Source organism: Falsiruegeria sp. JB4-1, from assembly GCF_055693495.1.
Genome location: NZ_JBVFTZ010000001.1, coordinates 665,834 through 681,455 on the forward strand (window position 1 = coordinate 665,834; position 15,622 = coordinate 681,455).

A 15,622-nucleotide genomic window follows, 5' to 3' on the forward strand; every position below is an offset into this window, starting at 1 on the left:
CCGCGAAAGGACCCGTCCCATGAATGATGTCGTGAACCCCGATACATATGAGAACCTTGCCATTTCCGAACGCGAGCATGGCCTTTATGTGGTCACCCTCAATCGGCCCACCAAAAGAAATGCTCTGGATGTAACCACGATTGAAGAACTGATCCGATTTTTCAGTGGTGCCCGCATGGCCGGGGTCAGGGCTGTGGTTCTAACTGGTGCAGGCGATCACTTTTGCGCTGGGCTTGATCTGGTTGAACACTGGAAGGCCGACCGCAGCCCGGACGATTTCATGCATGTTTGCCTGCGCTGGCACGAGGCGTTCAACAAGATGGAATACGGTGGCGTTCCGATCATCGCGGCGCTGAAGGGGGCTGTTGTTGGTGGGGGTCTGGAACTGGCCAGTGCCGCACATGTACGGGTGATTGACCCGGGCACCTATTTTGCATTGCCCGAAGGCCAGCGCGGTATTTTCACCGGCGGCGGCGCAACAATCCGCGTGTCGGACATGATTGGCAAATACCGCATGATCGACATGATCCTGACGGGTCGTGTCTATCAGGGGCAAGAGGCGGTCGATTTGGGCCTTGCCCAATACATCGTCGAAGACGGTGGCAGTTTTGACAAGGCAATGGAACTGGCCAGCAAAGTGGCCCAGAACCTGCCGCTGACCAACTTTGCCATTTGTTCTGCCGTGAGCCACATGAACAACATGTCTGGGATGGACGCGGCCTATGCCGAAGCGTTTGTTGGCGGTATCGTCAACACGCAACCTGCCGCCCGTGAACGGTTGGAGGCATTTGCCAACAAGACCGCCGCCCGTGTGCGGCCCAACAGCTAAGAAAGGCGAAACCGGAATGCGTCGGACCTTTCAGGATCTCAAGAAAACTGCGGCAAACCACGTGCCGCTGTCCCCAACATCGTTTCTGCGTCGGGCCGAGAACCTGCATGGTGCGCGCACGGCTGTAATTTATGGTGACATACGACGCAGTTGGGCCGAAACAGCGTCCCGCATCCGCGCGGTAGCTGGCGGACTGGCAGGGCTGGGCATAGAAAAGGGTGATACAGTTTCGGTGTTAAGCCCGAATATCCCCGAGCTTTTCGAGCTGCACTTTGCCCTGCCACTTACCGGTGGCGTACTCAATACACTGAACACACGGCTAGAACCGGAAACCATCGCCTATGTTTTGGATCATGCAGACACCAAGCTAGTTATCGTGGATCGAGAGCTTGTACCACTACTGGCCAAAGCATTCAGCATTCTGGGTCGGGCGTTGCCAGTGGTCGAGATTGTGGACCCGAATGCAGCAACTGGTGACGGGATGGGGGACACGACCTACGAGGCGCTGACCCGATCAAAACCTCTGACTGCCGACTTGCCCGAGGACGAGTGGGATGCCATCGCGCTGAACTATACTTCGGGTACGTCAGGGCGGCCCAAGGGGGTCGTCTATCACCATCGCGGGGCTTATTTGATGGCGCTTGGTACCAGCGCTGCGTGGCAAATGCCGACCTATCCTGTTTATCTTTCGGTTGTGCCGATGTTTCACTGCAACGGTTGGGGACATCCATGGTTGATGGCAATGCTGGGGGGAACCGTTGTCTTCACCCGCGTTCCGGCTGCGGACCTGATTTTGGATGCAATCCGCGCGCACGGTGTGACCCATTTTGGCGCGGCTCCTATTGTGTTGCAGATGCTGGCTGAGGCCGAAAGCGGTGCCGCCCCCTTTGATCCGGCGATCCGCGTTTTGACAGCGGGTGCACCACCGCCGCCTTCGGTTCTGGAGAAAACCCGATCGATGGGGTTTGACGTGATGCAGGTCTATGGTCTGACTGAAACATACGGCCATATCTCGCAATGTTTGTGGCAAGAGGACTGGAATGACCTCAATCCGGCGGAACAGGCCGAACTGCAGGCCCAGCAAGGCATCGCCTTTCCGATGGTCGAGGACGTCACCGTAATTGACCGCACCACTGGTGAGCCGGTACCCCGTGATGGTACGACGCAGGGTGAAATTGCCATCCGCGGCAATACTGTGATGGCGGGGTATTACAAGGACTCCGAAGCGACAAAAAGTGCTTTCGAGGATGGCTGGTTCTGGTCCGGGGATGGTGCAGTCATGCACGACAACGGCTACATCCAAATCCGCGACAGGTTGAAAGATGTAATCATCTCGGGCGGTGAGAATATCTCGTCGGTCGAGGTAGAGGCGGTGTTGTATCGCCATAACGCGGTGCAAGCTGCGGCAGTGGTTGCGATGCCACACGAAAAATGGGGCGAGGTTCCCTGTGCCTTTGTCGAACTGCGACCGGGCGCACAGGCCACAAGTGACGAGATTATCGCGTTCTGCCGCGATCATCTGGCCGGGTTCAAGGCTCCGAAAGCGGTAGTATTTGAGACGCTTCCAAAGACGTCCACAGGCAAGATCCAGAAATTCCAGCTTCGCGACCGGGCCAAGTCTTTGGGTTAGTGGTCTGGGGTTGCAGCGGCGATCCCGGATTCGCACAACCAAGGAAACCTGTTCAAGACACCTACTTCCGTGACACAGGGAAACTGACGTTCTTCTTTTCGGTGACCACATGACAGTAAGGTGTGTTTAGTACCGGTTTGTTTGACCACGACGTTCAATTGCAGATAAATCCCAGTATGGCTCATCACCCAATCTTCTGGACGTTCCGCCGTTGCCCATATGCAATACGGGCCCGGCTCGCCCTGGCGAGTTCAGGGGTCAAAGTTGAACTGCGTGAGATTCGATTGCGGGACAAACCAACATCCTTTTTGCAAACATCGCCATCGGGAACAGTGCCCTCACTTCGGTTGTCTGACCAAGTCATAGACGAAAGCCTGGAAATAATGGTTTGGGCTCTGCAACAACATGACCCGCAACGGCTTTTGGCCATGCCTCAGGAAGGCTGGGATTTGGTTGCGGTGAATGATGGTCCATTCAAGACCGCATTGGATCACACGAAGTACGCGACGCGCTATCCGGAACTGGACGCCAAAATCGAGCGTGACAAAGCCGCAAGCTACTTGCGTAACCTTGATGAACAACTTGCCCGATCGTCGTGGCTTTTTGGAGATCGCCCGACGATTGCCGATCTGGCGCTTCTGCCGTTTGTGCGCCAGTTTGCCTATATTGACCGAGTTTGGTTTGATGCTCAGAGCTGGCCGAACTTGATGAAGTGGCTGGATGGTTTTCTGGACAGCAAAGAATTCGTACAGGTAATGGACAAATATTCACCGTGGTCCGAAGGTCAGGCTCCGGTTTGGTTCAATGTCTAAGCCCAACATTTCGTAAACACCTGTCCAAAAGGACGGGCGACGAGTGGCAAAAAATCGGAAGATTTGGTGGAGCCTAGGGGAGTCGAACCCCTGACCTCTTGCATGCCATGCAAGCGCTCTCCCAACTGAGCTAAGGCCCCATACAGCTGTTGCTGCGGTGGGCGGACATTTATGAAACGACAGAGTTGAGCGCAAGTGCAAAATCGGTCGCATCGGTAAAAAAGTTCACCCGCCCGAAGGTGAAGCTGAAGGCTGCGTCACAAAAAGAATGGGCCGGGATATTTCCCGGCCCGTCCGATTCTCACGAGTCTTCGTCTTCGGATGAGACGTCGGCGATTTCGTCCAGGGACACGTTGTCCTCGTCGTCATCGTCGTCCAGAACATCATCGCCCAGATCGACATCTACATCGTCATCATCCTCCAGTACGACGTCTTCTGTGTCCATCGACTGTTTGTTCTTCAGCGTGGCCGCATCTTCGGCATCCGCTGCAATCATCCGGCTTTTGCCAGTGTCCAGTTCCACGATTTCGCCCGTATAGGGGCTGACAATCGGGTCTTTGTTCAGGTCGTAAAAACGTTTGCCGGTTGTTGGGCAAACGCGCTTTACGCCCCATTCTTCCTTGGGCATGTGAAATCCCCTTGATATCAGGTGAGTCGTCGACGATTCAGGTCAGGTGCCACATGACGTGGGTACTGTCAAAGGCTTTGATCAACAAGGAGCGCACATATGGCTGATCATCATCTGCCCGGGGACCCCCGGTGCCGTTGACAGTACGCCGTTCTGCCCGTGCGCGGCGGATCAGTTTGAGGATCTCGCAGTTGGATGGCCGGGTCACATTGACCTTACCCAAGGGGGTGGCCGAACGTCACGCGTTGGAATTTGCGGCCGAGAAGGAGGATTGGATCCGATCGCATCTGCAGTCGCGTCAAACAGATGTCTGCGTCGACATCGGGTCGGATCTGCCGGTCGAAGGACGGTTGCGCCGGGTCGAGGCGGGGCACGGACGCGGTGTTTCATTGCAAGATGAGGTGATCGTAGTACCGCCGAAATCGGCGCCCCGAAGGCTGCAACGCTTTTTGAAAGAGCTGGCGCGCGAGCGGTTGGCAAATGCATCAGACATTTACAGCGCGCGTCTGGGGCGCAATTACAATCGCATATCGATCCGGGATACCCGGTCAAGATGGGGCTCTTGCACCGCTGATGCCGGGTTGATGTATTCGTGGCGTTTGATATTGGCGCCGACCGAAGTGTTGCAATATGTTGCTGCACACGAAGTGGCTCATTTGGTTGAAATGAACCATTCGACCGCCTTTTGGGATTTGGTCGAAGAGATACATGGACCTTATCGTAAACAGCGCACATGGCTTCGAACCGAAGGCGCCTCGTTGCACCGTTTTCGGTTTGACGGATGATTGCTGTTGACCCGCCGATGATTTGTGATCACGTTTTGTCTTGATGATGACCGCAAGACATACTGAACAAACCACGGCTGCGCACGACCGTGTTTACCGAACTTTGCGAACTCGGATCATGCACGGTGAAATCGCGCCGGGTCAGGCCATGACATTGCGCGGCATCGGGGCCGAATTCGACGTGTCGATGACACCTGCGCGAGAGGCGGTGCGCCGATTGGTGGCCGAGGGCGCGCTGTTTCTGTCTGCCTCGGGGCGTGTTTCTACACCTGAATTGAGCAATGATCGTATCGAAGAGCTGGCTGCCTTGCGCGCGTTGCTTGAGGTTGAATTGGCCAGCCGGGCCTTGCCACGGGCGCACATGGCCCTGATCGATCGCTTGCAGAGCATCAATATGGCGGTGGCCGAGATGGTCTCGAAACGTGATGCGGTGGGCTATATCCGGTCAAACCTGGAATTTCACCGAACGCTATATTTGCGCGCGCAGGCGCTGGCAATGCTGGCGATGGCTGAAACCGTCTGGTTGCAATTGGGCCCCACGATGCGGGCACTCTATGGCCGTTTGCGTCGGACCGACCCGCCGCAGGGCCACAGGTTGATCATAGCGGCCCTCAAAGCCGGAGATGAGCCGGGTTTGCGTTTGGCGGTACGGTCGGATGTGACGCAAGGGTTGCGGCTGCTTGTGAGCTGAGATCCGCGTTTGCGGGATTGCACCCGGATTTCATAAAGTCTTAGACTGAGACGGAATTTTCAGGGGAGAGTGAAAATGACTAATTTCTCAAGACGCGGCGCCATGGGCCTGATGGGCGGCGCAGCCGCGTTGCCAATGCTGGGTACACCGGCGCTTGCCAACAACAAGATGACCGTTGGTGCGTTGCGCTTTACCAGTCATGCAGCTTCTTTTGTGGCGTTCGAGCGCGGCTATTTTGCGGAAGAAGGCCTGGACGTCGAGTTCAAGTTCTTTCAGGCCGCCCAACCCATGGCGGTTGCGATCGCTTCGGGTGATGCAGACTATGCCGTAACCGCAATCTCGGGCGGCTTGGTGAGCCTTGCTGAGAAAGGCGCGGCCAAGGTGATTGGTGGTGCGCTGAGTGAGGAAAAGGGCATCGACGGGCAAAAGATCCTGGCGTCCAATGCTGCCTATGAGGCTGGCCTGACCAGCCCGGCGGCTTTGGGTGGCAAGAACTATGCTGTCACGCAGGCGGGATCGTCCTTCCACTACATGGGGTCCAAAATCTCGGCTGCCGAAGGGGTCTCGGTCAAGTTCAAGCCGCTGCAAAAGGTTGGCGCCATCATCGGGGCAATGAAGTCGGGGCAGGTAGATGCTTGGTCGATCGTGCCGCATATTGCCAAGGGATTGTCCGGGGCCGGGGCCGTCAAGATCATTGGCGACGTGGCCGACTACATCCCGAATTATCAGGTTACAACCGTTTTCACCTCTGCCAACAACGCCGAAAACGAACGCGGTCAAACCGAAGCCTTCTTGCGTGCGTTTTCACGTGGTGCGGACGATTTCAACGCCGCTCTGGTTGACAAGAGTGCGGGCGATGAGGCCGCGACCGATATGGTCAAGCTGATCCATAAATACGTCTATGCAGACCGCCCGTTTGAAAAGGCTGAAAAATCCATTCGCAATGGCGCCATGCGGATCAACAAGAACGCAGGGCTCAACATGAGCTCGGTTCAGGACCAGCTGGATTGGTACAAATCCGAAGGTCTGATCAAGGACGGCATCACGTCAGAGACGTTGGTTGATTCATCCTACGCGCCGACGATCTGACGCGCATATGGACCTGACCCTGGACCACCTGACGCACCGATATGGCGACATGTTGGTGCTGGACGACGTGTCGCTGCGCATTCCTGCGGGCGAGATCCTTTGTGTGATCGGTCCGTCCGGCTGCGGCAAGTCCACCTTGCTGCGGATGCTGGGTGGTCTCGAGCAGCCAGATCAGGGGCAGGTATTGCAGGGGGAGAGGCGCCCGAGGGGTGCCTCAACCCGCTGACCTTCGTATTCCAGGACTTTGCTCTGCTGCCCTGGCGTAGCGTGGCAGGCAATATTTCATTGGTGTTAGAAGATCATGGTCTACCTGGGGCGCAAGTCGATCAGATCATCGACAATGTTCTTGCCCGCACCAAGCTAAGCGATTTTCACAATGCGTTGCCCCGTCAACTGTCTGGCGGCATGAAGCAGCGGGTCGCGATTGCACGCGCCTTGGCCGTGAACCCGGCAGTCATGCTGCTGGATGAGCCGCTGTCAGCGCTGGATGCGCAGACCCGCGAGCTGTTGATGGAAGATTTGGTGAGCCTTTGGGCGCGCCAGCCGTTTACGGCTGTCTACGTCACCCACAATCTGTCTGAGGTGGTGCGCCTTGGCCATCAGATCGCGGTTCTGTCCCGCCGCCCGGGCCGTATCCGCGAAGTGATCCGGATTGACGTACCGCTCACCGAGCGCACGCCCGGTCTGCCAGAGCTGGATGATCTGCAATCGCGCCTGTGGCACCTGATGCGGGATGAAGCCTTGGCTGCGGATCAGGAGTTGGTGCATGGCTGAGCAAAGCGTCCCCTTTCGCGGCGGCGGCTTTCGCCCGCAGACCAAGCGTGGTGTGGGCATTATAGTCTTCGTCGTGCTGCTGCTTTTTGTCGAATGGGGCACGCGGGCAGGCTGGATTTCCAATCTGACTTTGCCGCGCCCGTCGGACGTCGGGGCGACACTTTGGGATCTGGCGCGATCGGGAGTGCTCTGGACGCATCTCGGGCCGTCCTTGACCCGGTTGATCATGGGCTCCTTACTGGGTGTCTCGGCAGGCATCGGAATTGGGGTTCTGATCGGCTTGTTCTCTTACGTCCGCGCCGGGCTGGTGCCGGTTGTGGCGGCGATATTTCCGATCCCCAAGATCGCGCTATTGCCGCTTTTTGTGATCTGGTTCGGCATCGATGAGGGATCAAAATACGCTCTCATCGCCCTTGGCACATTCACCCCCACGGTCGTCGCCACGTATGGCGCGGTCGATAACGTGGACCGCGGATTGATCCGCATGGGGCAGAGCTTCGGCCTGAGCTGGTGGTCTATCGTACGCAAAATTGTTCTGCCCGGCGCGCTGCCCGGCATTCTGTCGGGTTTGCGAGTCAGCTTAGCCATCGGGATCATCCTGCTGGTCGCGGCCGAGATGCTGGGGGCCGAATACGGGGTCGGGGCATACATTCTGCAGGCCGGTTCGCTTTATGATCTTGAGCGGCTTTTTGCCGGTGTGGTCATTCTGTCGGCATTGGGCATCCTGACCAGCTGGATCATCGGCAATTTCGAGAAACGTCTGCTGGCTTGGCGCAGCTGATCGCGGTATCCTACCTGCAAAACAACGAGCAGGTACTTGTCATGATGGATCGCAGGTTTTTCTCGCTTGGCGCCGGGGCTTTGATGCTATCGGCGTGTGGGTCAAGCAACGTCGCAGGCCCCGTAGCCAAGCCCCGGGTGCAATCGGTGCCCAATTCCGGATGGGACGCTTGGGTGACAGGGTTCAAAGGGCGCGCAGCGGCACAGGGAATTTCTCAATCCACGATCAACACGGCCTTTCGCGGGGCGGGCTATCTGCCCATCGTGATCGAACGAGACCGCAACCAGACTGAATTCAAACGCACGCTTGAGGATTACCTGGCGATTGCGGCCTCGGATGAGCGGATCGCGACGGGCAAACAAATGCTGGGACGTTATCGTTCGTTGTTGACGCAGCTTGAGGGGCGCTATGGGGTTCCGCCGCAAATCGTGTTGGCGATCTGGGGACTGGAAAGCCGCTATGGCGCGCGGCGCGGTGATATTCCGGTGATTTCGGCGCTGTCGACGCTGGCCTATGACGGGCGACGCGGGGCGTTTTTTGAAAAGCAGCTCGTGGCAGCGCTCAAGATCTTGCAGAATGGTGATACGACACCTGCGAACATGACAGGCAGTTGGGCTGGCGCAATGGGTCATACGCAGTTCATCCCGACATCCTATTTGGCTTATGCGGTGGATTTTACAGGCGATGGTCGCCGGGATATCTGGTCGGAGGATCCCACAGATGCGCTGGCCTCGGCCGCGGCTTATTTGCAGCGATCCGGCTGGGTGCGGGGGCAAACCTGGGGCGGCGAAGTCGGTTCGGCGGCAGCAAAATCTGCCACACCGGTTTCGGTGATCCAACCGCAAAAGCCGGGGCCACAGTTTGCTGTGTTCAAGAACTTTTCGGTCATCAAGCGCTACAACAACTCGGATAGTTATGCTTTGGGTGTTGGCCATTTGGCGGATCGGATCGCAGGCGGAGGGCCGCTCAAAACGCCGTTCGGGCCGGATGCCAATGGGTTGACGCTGAATGACCGTAAAGAACTGCAAACGCGTCTGACCAAAGCTGGTTACGATACCGGTGGAGCTGATGGGGTGATCGGGTCCAAGAGCAAGGCGGCAATCAGCGAGTATCAACGGGCCAATGGCCTTTCTGTGACAGGTGTCCCGTCTGCGGCATTGTTGCAGCAATTGCGCGGGTAACAGCAGTCCATCCGAAGGAAGCACCGTGATAGGTTGGTAGGAGACGCTCCCGTAACCGAGCGGTTCCAACTTTTTCTGCACCGCTAGCAGCTTTGGGCCGGGCATTGCGCAAGGCGCAATGCCCGGCCCAACCGGAGGAGGTGTTCCGCCAGGAACATCGACGACGGGCGGGAGGGTTTGCGTCTTGTTCGCGGCTTTCTCATTGCCTCTTGATCACGCAATGTGGATCAGGAGCCGACGGCCAAGGCCTTGGATAAAAGAGCGTAGGCTTGTGTGCGTTCAAACCCGATTGCCGTGGTGAGCACGAGGTGGCGGTCAAGCGCAACTTTATTCCTGAAAGGCGCGACCAGTTCTCCAGTGGCCAGTTTTGCCTGAACAAGGGCCTCGTGCGCCATAAGAACACCCGCGCCATGACAAGCTTCTTCCACAGCCACGCTGAACAGCGAATGCGCCGGGCCGCGCTGTCCGGTTCTGTCGATACCGGGGACTTGGTTCAGCCACTCTGACCAATCCCCGGCCCATGTGGAATCATGGATTAGGGTTTCCTTGTTCAGATCCGTGACCGAAGTCAGCCGTACTGCCAGAGACGGAGCGCAGACAGGAAAAATCCGGTCTTGAAACAAGGGTTTTTCGTAGGGCTGAAACGGTCCGCTCTTGAAAAACAGCCTTACGTCAAAGGGTTCACGGGCCAGGTTTGGTGGTCTCTCCAGTGCAACAACCGAAACGGAGATGTCCGGGGCCAATTCCCGCAATCGACCCAGCTTTTCTGACAGCCAGAGCTGTGCAAGAGAAGGCAGCGTTGCAATGCGAATGGTATTGGGCGCGCTTTGGGTTCGCAGGGCCTGAACTGCCTGCCCCAATTGGTCAAAAGCGGACGTGAACGCTGGCAGCAAGGTTTTTCCAAGTGCAGTGAGCTCAACTCCGCGTGTGCGTCGCTCAAACAGGTCACATTGTGCCCATGCCTCTAGCGTTTTGATGTGCTGAGCAATTGCACCAGGTGTAACGCTGAGTTCTTCGGCCGCGGCAGTAAAGCTCCCCAATCGCGCGGCGCTTTCAAATGCGCGCAATGCGTTAAGGTGAGGTCCCTTTGGGCGAGGAGGAGCAACAGGCATGGCATCTTGGCATAGTTTTTCTACGGTTAAATTTTAGCAATACTGGTTTGATCGGTCCACCAGGAAGATCGCAACATGGGGCAACTTTAAATCTACAAGCCAGGAACGTCCCCATGACAGCACACTTCAATTTGCACGTTTCACAATCTGACCCTTTGATCGCTGCCGCTTTGAATGACGAGAAGATCCGTCAGCAGGATCAGATAGAACTCATTGCTTCAGAAAACATTGTGAGCCGTGCCGTTCTGGATGCGCTTGGACATGAGATGACCAACAAGACGCTGGAAGGGTATCCGGGCAACCGCTTTCATGGCGGGGGTCGCTATGTGGATGTTGTTGAGCAGGCGGCGATTGACAGGGCCAAACAGCTTTTCGGGTGTGAATACGCCAATGTGCAACCGCATTCTGGCAGCCAGGCCAATCTTGCAGTGTTCTTTTTGCTGCTCAAACCCGGCGACCGCGTTCTATCGCTCGACTTGGCGGCGGGCGGTCACCTGAGCCACGGGCTGAAGGCAAATCTTTCGGGGCGATGGTTTGAACCGCATCACTATGGGGTCGACAGGGAAACCGAAGTGATTGACTACGACGAACTAGAGCAGCGAGCCCATGACATCTGTCCTAAATTGATTATCGCGGGCGGATCGGCCTATCCGCGTGCGATCGATTTTGAGCGTATGAGCCGAATCGCCAAGAAGGTCGGCGCATGGTTGCATGTCGACATGGCCCATATTGCCGGGTTAGTGGCAGGGGGCGTTCACCGTAGCCCTTTCCCACATGCTGACATTGTGACCTGCACCACGACCAAAACGCTGCGTGGCCCGCGCGGCGGTTTGATCCTGACCAGTAACGAGGATTGGTTCAAACGGCTGCAATCGGCGGTTTTCCTGGTGTGCAGGGATCGATTCACACGCAGGTGCTTGCGGCAAAGGCGATCTGTCTGGGAGAGGCCCTGACTGACGAATTCAAAGAATACGCGGAGCAGGTCAAAACCAATGCCGGCGTTCTGTCTGACACATTGCAGGCGCGCGGATTCCGGATCGTCTCTGGCGGAACAGACACACATGTTGTGCTGGTGGATGTCGGGTCCAAGGGGCTGACAGGGAAACGGGCCGAGCAGGTTCTAGAGCAGGCCAACATCACCGCGAACAAGAATGCCATTCCCTATGACAGCCCGCGTCCGCCAGAATGGGTGGGTCTGCGCCTTGGCACGGGGGCAGCGACCACCCGAGGTATGGGCAACCGCGAGTTCAGATTGTTGGGCAATATGATTGCAGATTTGATCGAAGCCGAGGCCGCAGGCGAAAGCGAGAGAACCTTTATGCCCTGCAAGGCGCAAGTCGCAGAACTTTGCGCAAAATTTCCAGTCTACACAGGAACAGACTTATTAAGTTGATCGTTCCGGGAGCGAAGACGGAGGTCTAGAAGTTGAAACCCGATTGGGCGCTGCCAACTAGCGCTCAATCGGCTTTTTGGCGCATTGGTCAGTGCTGATTGGTTCAGAAACGATTCACCACCAAGACGCTGCACGACTGCGAAAGATGCCCTTATGCGGCCAACCCCTTAGAGCCCATGTCCAGGAACTTTTTGCGGCGGTCTGCAATGAGATCTTTGCCATCCATGCCCTTAAGCTCGCCCAACATCGCTTCGATCATGTGTCCAACCGATGTGACAGCGGCAACTCGATCTCGATGCGCACCACCCTTGGGTTCCGCAATGACGCGGTCCGCCACACCGAGCTTGTGCAGATCCTGGGCCGTCAGGCGCAGGGCTTCAGCTGCTTCGCGCATCTTCTCGGCGTCTTTCCACAGGATCGAGGCGCAACCTTCGGGCGAGATCACGGAATAAACCGAATGTTCTAGCATCGCCACGCGGTTCGCGGTCGCAAAGGCCACCGCGCCGCCAGAGCCGCCCTCACCGATGATGACCGAGACCAGCGGCACGCCGATTTTCAAACACATCTCAGTCGAGCGCGCGATCGCCTCGGATTGACCGCGTTCTTCTGCGCCTTTGCCGGGGTAGGCGCCGGGCGTGTCCACCAGCGTGATCACCGGCAAGCCAAAGCGCCCGGCCATTTCCATCAGTCGGATTGCCTTGCGGTAGCCTTCTGGGCGGGCCATGCCGAAGTTACGTTCGATCCGCGACTTGGTGTCGGTGCCTTTTTCATGGCCGATGACCACCACCGGCTGACCGTTGAAGCGCGCCAGACCACCCATTACAGAATGGTCGTCGGCAAAGTTTCGGTCGCCCGCCAGTGGCGTATATTCGGTGAACAGCGTGTCGATATAGTCTTTGCAGTGTGGACGTTCAGGGTGACGCGCCACCTGGCATTTCCGCCATGGGGTCAGATCCTTGTAAAGATCTTCGAGCAGTGAAGCGGCTTTGGCATCCAGAGCGGCGGCCTCTTCGGCTACGTCCATCTCTTCGTTGGCCCGTGCCATGGCACGCAGTTCTTCTGCTTTGCCTTCGATTTCGGCCAGCGGTTTTTCGAAATCCAGATACTGGGTCATGACGCCTCTCAACGCGGAATTTGCTGGATATATGACGTCAGGTTGCCGCAGATGCAACTCAGCAAGATTTGTGATCTGCGATTGTGGCATCGATTGGGGTGCGAAACAGACCAGTGAGGGCCCTGATGACAGGCCGATATGAAGACCGCCTGCTGCGGGTTCTGAGCTATATTCACGACAATCCGGCAGGTGACTTGTCACTGGACCGATTGGCGGATGAAGCCGCGATGTCGCGGTTTCACTGGCATCGGGTGTTCAGGGCGATGACTGGCGAGACCTGCGCACAGGCCGTGCGCCGGATGCGGATGAACCGGGCAGCGACTTGGTTGATACAAACGGATTGGTCTGTCGATCAGGTGGCTAAGCCGCTGTGGGTACCCCAACAGTGCCAGCTTCGCCCGTGCCTTTGCCGAGGATTTTGGCCAGCGCCCGGGTCCGTTTCGCCAAGCGGGGCGCTTGCGCCCGCCATTATCGAAACCAGATCCAGAGGAGTTTCCTATGCATCCTACCGAAATAAGAACCGAACCCAAACGTCGGCTGGCTATGCTGAGACACAAAGGCGCCTATTACACCATTGGCCAGAGCTTTGAGAAATTTGGCGCAATCTGTGAGGCGCGCGGGCTCTGGCCGCAGGTCGGTCCAGTCATTGGCGTTTATTTGGACAATCCCGAAGCTGTACCTGAAACCAAACTGACCAGTCTGGCAGGGGCGGAATGGCACGGCGATGGAATCCCCGAAGGAATGGAGGAATGGGTTATCGACGGCGGCAAAACGGCGGTCATGACCTATAAAGGGCCATATTCAGGGCTGGCGGCTGCCTATCAGACCCTTTTTGGTCTTTGGTTACCGGAAAGTGGTGAAGAGCCTGCTGACGCGCCGTGTTATGAGATCAGCTTGAACAACCCGCGAACAACAGCACCTGAGGATTTGTTGACCGAGATCTGCTTGCCGCTCAAATGATCCGACTTATGGAAACAAAACGGGATAGAGCGAGGCGATCAGGAGCAGGGCCATAGTCCAGTTGAACAGGATCAAACGGCGTGGGTTCGTCAGAATTCGCGCCATTTGTTGGCCTAACACGGTCCACGTGCTGACCGAGGGCAGGTTCACCGCGCCGAACACTAGGGCAACGATCAACACGGCGCTCAAATTCTGGCTGGGGGTGTAGGCTGTGATCGCGGTCAGCGCCATAGTCCAGGCCTTGGGGTTGACCCATTGGAACGCCGCGGCCTGAAGAAATGTCATCGGTGTCCCGGCGTCTTCTTGTCCTTCAACCGGGGCAGCGTTCGCGATCTTCCAGGCCAGATAAAGCAGATAAAGAACCGAGACGACTTTGAGGATCTGATAGCTGACGGGAAATGCATCAAAGACCTGCACAAGACCTGCTCCCACCAGCAGTACCATAAAGGTGAATCCCAGACCGATCCCCAACATGTGCGGAATCGTACGGCGAAATCCGAAATTTGCACCCGAGGCCATCAGCATCAGATTGTTCGGCCCCGGAGTGATCGAGGACACAAACGCAAAGGCAACGAGTGCTATGAGCAGATCATGAGTCATGTCACACAGAATCGCGCGTTTTGACCCAAATGAAATTGCGTTTTGTTTCGCTTTCCATCAGAATTCACAACAAATGGCGAAAATTGACGAAATAAACCAACATATATTGCGAGAGCTTACACGAGATGGTCGTATCTCTAATCTCGACCTCGCAGATAGGGTTGGCCTGTCACCCTCGGCGTGTCTGCGTCGTGTGCAGGAGTTGGAGAGGACTGGCGTTATCGCTGGATATCGCGCTGTGCTTAACCCAGCGGCGACAGGTGTTGGGTTCGTGGCCTATATCGGAGTGGGTTTGGGAGAGCATAGCAAAGCGGCGCAGGAAGGGTTCGAACAGGCGTTGCAACAGGCGCCCGAGGTGGCTGAGTGTCACAACATTACCGGGACCATTGAATACCTGTTGCGCGTCGAATGTGCAGACCTGCCCGCCTATAAGACCTTTCATACCGATGTACTGGGGACACTGCCGCATGTGACGTCGATTACATCCTACGTTGTCATGGGGTCGCCAAAGGATCTGAGAGCCTGAGTGGGGAAATTGTGAACGGGCCAACCCTTGCCGCGTTCGGAATTGCCGCCTAGGCTCGGTTCCAATTCGTTGCAAAAGACTGGCAAAAGCTGGCGGCAACGACCGCAACAGGGAGATAATGATGAAATCTACTATGATCGGAGTGGCCGCTGCGCTTTCGCTGGTGATTGCCTCGGCTGCAGGTGCTGCGCCGCTGAAGCTGAAGCCCGCAAGCCCTCAGCCTTCACCCAAGTCCGGGTTGTCAGTCAAATATGCTTGGGGCGGTGAACCTCCGTCAAAGATTCAGTCGATCGACACGGCGAAACAAATGATGGGTGGCGCCAAACGTGGCAAACCATTGCGTGGTCTTGACTACCGAGACACGAACGAGGGCGATCCCGTTCTAACGTACAACAAGGCAATGAACGTCGCGGCCGAAATCCGAGGCTACATTCGCTTTGACGCGCCGGGGGTTTATGAGATCGAAACTTGGTCCAACGATGGGATTGATGCCAGGATATCCGGTCAGTCAGTCGGGTACTTTTCCGGTCGCCAGGGATGTGACGCCAATCAGCGAGTTGAAGTCGAGGTTCCGCAGGCTGGCTGGTACGACCTGAAGATGCACTATTTTCAGAAGTACGGCACGGCTTGCTTGATGATGAAGGTCGGCAAAAAGGGCAGCAAGCTCAAATGGGCACCGAACAACATCTTTGGTCATTGATCCAAAGGTCTAACTTG

Annotated in this window: 14 protein-coding genes, 1 tRNA gene and 4 pseudogenes; 14 read left to right on the forward strand and 5 right to left on the reverse strand. The window is 56.8% G+C overall.

Going from position 1 to position 15,622, the window contains the following annotated elements:
• The first annotated feature begins 19 nt into the window (after positions 1–19).
• The 4 genes and pseudogenes from dmdD to ACZ1HE_RS03390 all read left to right on the forward strand — a co-directional run bounded on the left by dmdD (position 20) and on the right by ACZ1HE_RS03390 (position 3,271).
• Positions 20–829, forward strand: coding sequence for a methylthioacryloyl-CoA hydratase (gene dmdD, locus ACZ1HE_RS03375; protein WP_472619556.1), 810 nt, complete (start codon positions 20–22; stop codon positions 827–829).
• A 16-nt stretch (positions 830–845) separates the two neighbouring features.
• Positions 846–2,459: an AMP-binding protein gene (locus ACZ1HE_RS03380; protein WP_472619557.1), complete on the forward strand. Its 1,614-nt coding sequence runs from the start codon at positions 846–848 to the stop codon at positions 2,457–2,459.
• A gap of 176 nt (positions 2,460–2,635) precedes the next feature.
• A pseudogene (locus ACZ1HE_RS03385) lies at positions 2,636–2,860 on the forward strand (glutathione S-transferase N-terminal domain-containing protein); the annotation flags it as partial.
• 27 nt (positions 2,861–2,887) lie between these two features.
• Complete coding sequence (locus ACZ1HE_RS03390; protein WP_472624339.1) at positions 2,888–3,271, forward strand: glutathione S-transferase C-terminal domain-containing protein; 384 nt, start codon at positions 2,888–2,890, stop codon at positions 3,269–3,271.
• Between the two features lie 64 nt (positions 3,272–3,335).
• On the opposite strand, the gene ACZ1HE_RS03395 is transcribed toward ACZ1HE_RS03390, so the two are convergent.
• Positions 3,336–3,411, reverse strand: a tRNA-Ala gene (locus ACZ1HE_RS03395).
• A 161-nt stretch (positions 3,412–3,572) separates the two neighbouring features.
• Positions 3,573–3,899, reverse strand: a complete 327-nt coding sequence (locus ACZ1HE_RS03400) for a TIGR02300 family protein (RefSeq protein ID WP_472619558.1) — start codon at positions 3,897–3,899, stop codon at positions 3,573–3,575.
• Positions 3,900–4,030: 131 nt separating this feature from the next.
• Here ACZ1HE_RS03400 and ACZ1HE_RS03405 point away from each other — a divergent pair, with 131 nt between their 5' ends.
• The 6 genes and pseudogenes from ACZ1HE_RS03405 (at position 4,031) to ACZ1HE_RS03430 (ending at position 9,200) form a co-directional block, all read left to right on the forward strand.
• Complete coding sequence (locus ACZ1HE_RS03405; RefSeq protein WP_472619559.1) at positions 4,031–4,684, forward strand: M48 family metallopeptidase; 654 nt, start codon at positions 4,031–4,033, stop codon at positions 4,682–4,684.
• Between the two features lie 43 nt (positions 4,685–4,727).
• Positions 4,728–5,375 (forward strand): GntR family transcriptional regulator, encoded by a 648-nt coding sequence (locus ACZ1HE_RS03410; RefSeq protein WP_472619560.1) that lies wholly within the window; start codon positions 4,728–4,730, stop codon positions 5,373–5,375.
• Positions 5,376–5,450: 75 nt separating this feature from the next.
• Entirely contained in the window at positions 5,451–6,464 is a 1,014-nt protein-coding gene (locus ACZ1HE_RS03415; RefSeq protein WP_472619561.1) for an ABC transporter substrate-binding protein, read from the forward strand.
• A gap of 7 nt (positions 6,465–6,471) precedes the next feature.
• Positions 6,472–7,238: pseudogene (locus ACZ1HE_RS03420) on the forward strand (ABC transporter ATP-binding protein).
• Positions 7,231–8,019, forward strand: coding sequence for an ABC transporter permease (locus tag ACZ1HE_RS03425; RefSeq protein ID WP_472619562.1), 789 nt, complete (start codon positions 7,231–7,233; stop codon positions 8,017–8,019). Before ACZ1HE_RS03420 ends, ACZ1HE_RS03425 begins: the two are co-directional and overlap by 8 nt.
• A 41-nt stretch (positions 8,020–8,060) precedes the next feature.
• On the forward strand, positions 8,061–9,200 hold the full coding sequence (locus ACZ1HE_RS03430) for a lytic murein transglycosylase (protein ID WP_472624341.1): 1,140 nt from the start codon (positions 8,061–8,063) through the stop codon (positions 9,198–9,200).
• A 227-nt stretch (positions 9,201–9,427) separates the two neighbouring features.
• On the opposite strand, the gene ACZ1HE_RS03435 is transcribed toward ACZ1HE_RS03430, so the two are convergent.
• A complete protein-coding gene (locus ACZ1HE_RS03435; protein ID WP_472619563.1) occupies positions 9,428–10,267 on the reverse strand; it encodes a LysR family transcriptional regulator in 840 nt (279 codons plus the stop codon).
• 158 nt (positions 10,268–10,425) lie between these two features.
• Here ACZ1HE_RS03435 and ACZ1HE_RS03440 point away from each other — a divergent pair.
• Positions 10,426–11,705 (forward strand): annotated as a pseudogene (locus ACZ1HE_RS03440) (serine hydroxymethyltransferase).
• A gap of 151 nt (positions 11,706–11,856) precedes the next feature.
• Here the strand turns inward: ACZ1HE_RS03440 and ACZ1HE_RS03445 are convergent.
• Positions 11,857–12,819: an acetyl-CoA carboxylase carboxyltransferase subunit alpha gene (locus ACZ1HE_RS03445; protein WP_472619564.1), complete on the reverse strand. Its 963-nt coding sequence runs from the start codon at positions 12,817–12,819 to the stop codon at positions 11,857–11,859.
• A gap of 125 nt (positions 12,820–12,944) precedes the next feature.
• Between ACZ1HE_RS03445 and ACZ1HE_RS03450 the strand changes: the two are divergent.
• Positions 12,945–13,779, forward strand: a pseudogene (locus tag ACZ1HE_RS03450) (AraC family transcriptional regulator).
• Positions 13,780–13,785: 6 nt separating this feature from the next.
• Here the strand turns inward: ACZ1HE_RS03450 and ACZ1HE_RS03455 are convergent.
• Positions 13,786–14,379, reverse strand: coding sequence for a LysE family translocator (locus tag ACZ1HE_RS03455; protein WP_472619565.1), 594 nt, complete (start codon positions 14,377–14,379; stop codon positions 13,786–13,788).
• Between the two features lie 73 nt (positions 14,380–14,452).
• Here ACZ1HE_RS03455 and ACZ1HE_RS03460 point away from each other — a divergent pair, with 73 nt between their 5' ends.
• Positions 14,453–14,905 carry an Lrp/AsnC family transcriptional regulator gene (locus tag ACZ1HE_RS03460; protein ID WP_472619566.1) on the forward strand — a complete coding sequence of 151 codons (453 nt, stop codon included), beginning with the start codon at positions 14,453–14,455 and terminating at the stop codon, positions 14,903–14,905.
• A gap of 121 nt (positions 14,906–15,026) precedes the next feature.
• Complete coding sequence (locus tag ACZ1HE_RS03465; protein ID WP_472619567.1) at positions 15,027–15,605, forward strand: PA14 domain-containing protein; 579 nt, start codon at positions 15,027–15,029, stop codon at positions 15,603–15,605.
• The last annotated feature ends 17 nt before the right edge of the window (positions 15,606–15,622 follow it).

Excerpts from the sequence above, each read along its gene's own strand:
- ACZ1HE_RS03460 (WP_472619566.1), top strand. The coding sequence starts at position 14,453 with ATGGCGAAAATTGACGAAATAAACCAACATATATTGCGAGAGCTTACA.
- ACZ1HE_RS03425 (WP_472619562.1), top strand. The coding sequence starts at position 7,231 with ATGGCTGAGCAAAGCGTCCCCTTTCGCGGCGGCGGCTTTCGCCCGCAG.
- ACZ1HE_RS03430 (WP_472624341.1), top strand. The coding sequence starts at position 8,061 with ATGATGGATCGCAGGTTTTTCTCGCTTGGCGCCGGGGCTTTGATGCTA.
- ACZ1HE_RS03410 (WP_472619560.1), top strand. The coding sequence starts at position 4,728 with ATGATGACCGCAAGACATACTGAACAAACCACGGCTGCGCACGACCGT.
- ACZ1HE_RS03415 (WP_472619561.1), top strand. The coding sequence starts at position 5,451 with ATGACTAATTTCTCAAGACGCGGCGCCATGGGCCTGATGGGCGGCGCA.
- ACZ1HE_RS03400 (WP_472619558.1), bottom strand. The coding sequence starts at position 3,899 with ATGCCCAAGGAAGAATGGGGCGTAAAGCGCGTTTGCCCAACAACCGGC.
- ACZ1HE_RS03465 (WP_472619567.1), top strand. The coding sequence starts at position 15,027 with ATGAAATCTACTATGATCGGAGTGGCCGCTGCGCTTTCGCTGGTGATT.
- ACZ1HE_RS03390 (WP_472624339.1), top strand. The coding sequence starts at position 2,888 with ATGCCTCAGGAAGGCTGGGATTTGGTTGCGGTGAATGATGGTCCATTC.
- dmdD (WP_472619556.1), top strand. The coding sequence starts at position 20 with ATGAATGATGTCGTGAACCCCGATACATATGAGAACCTTGCCATTTCC.
- ACZ1HE_RS03380 (WP_472619557.1), top strand. The coding sequence starts at position 846 with ATGCGTCGGACCTTTCAGGATCTCAAGAAAACTGCGGCAAACCACGTG.
- ACZ1HE_RS03455 (WP_472619565.1), bottom strand. The coding sequence starts at position 14,379 with ATGACTCATGATCTGCTCATAGCACTCGTTGCCTTTGCGTTTGTGTCC.
- ACZ1HE_RS03445 (WP_472619564.1), bottom strand. The coding sequence starts at position 12,819 with ATGACCCAGTATCTGGATTTCGAAAAACCGCTGGCCGAAATCGAAGGC.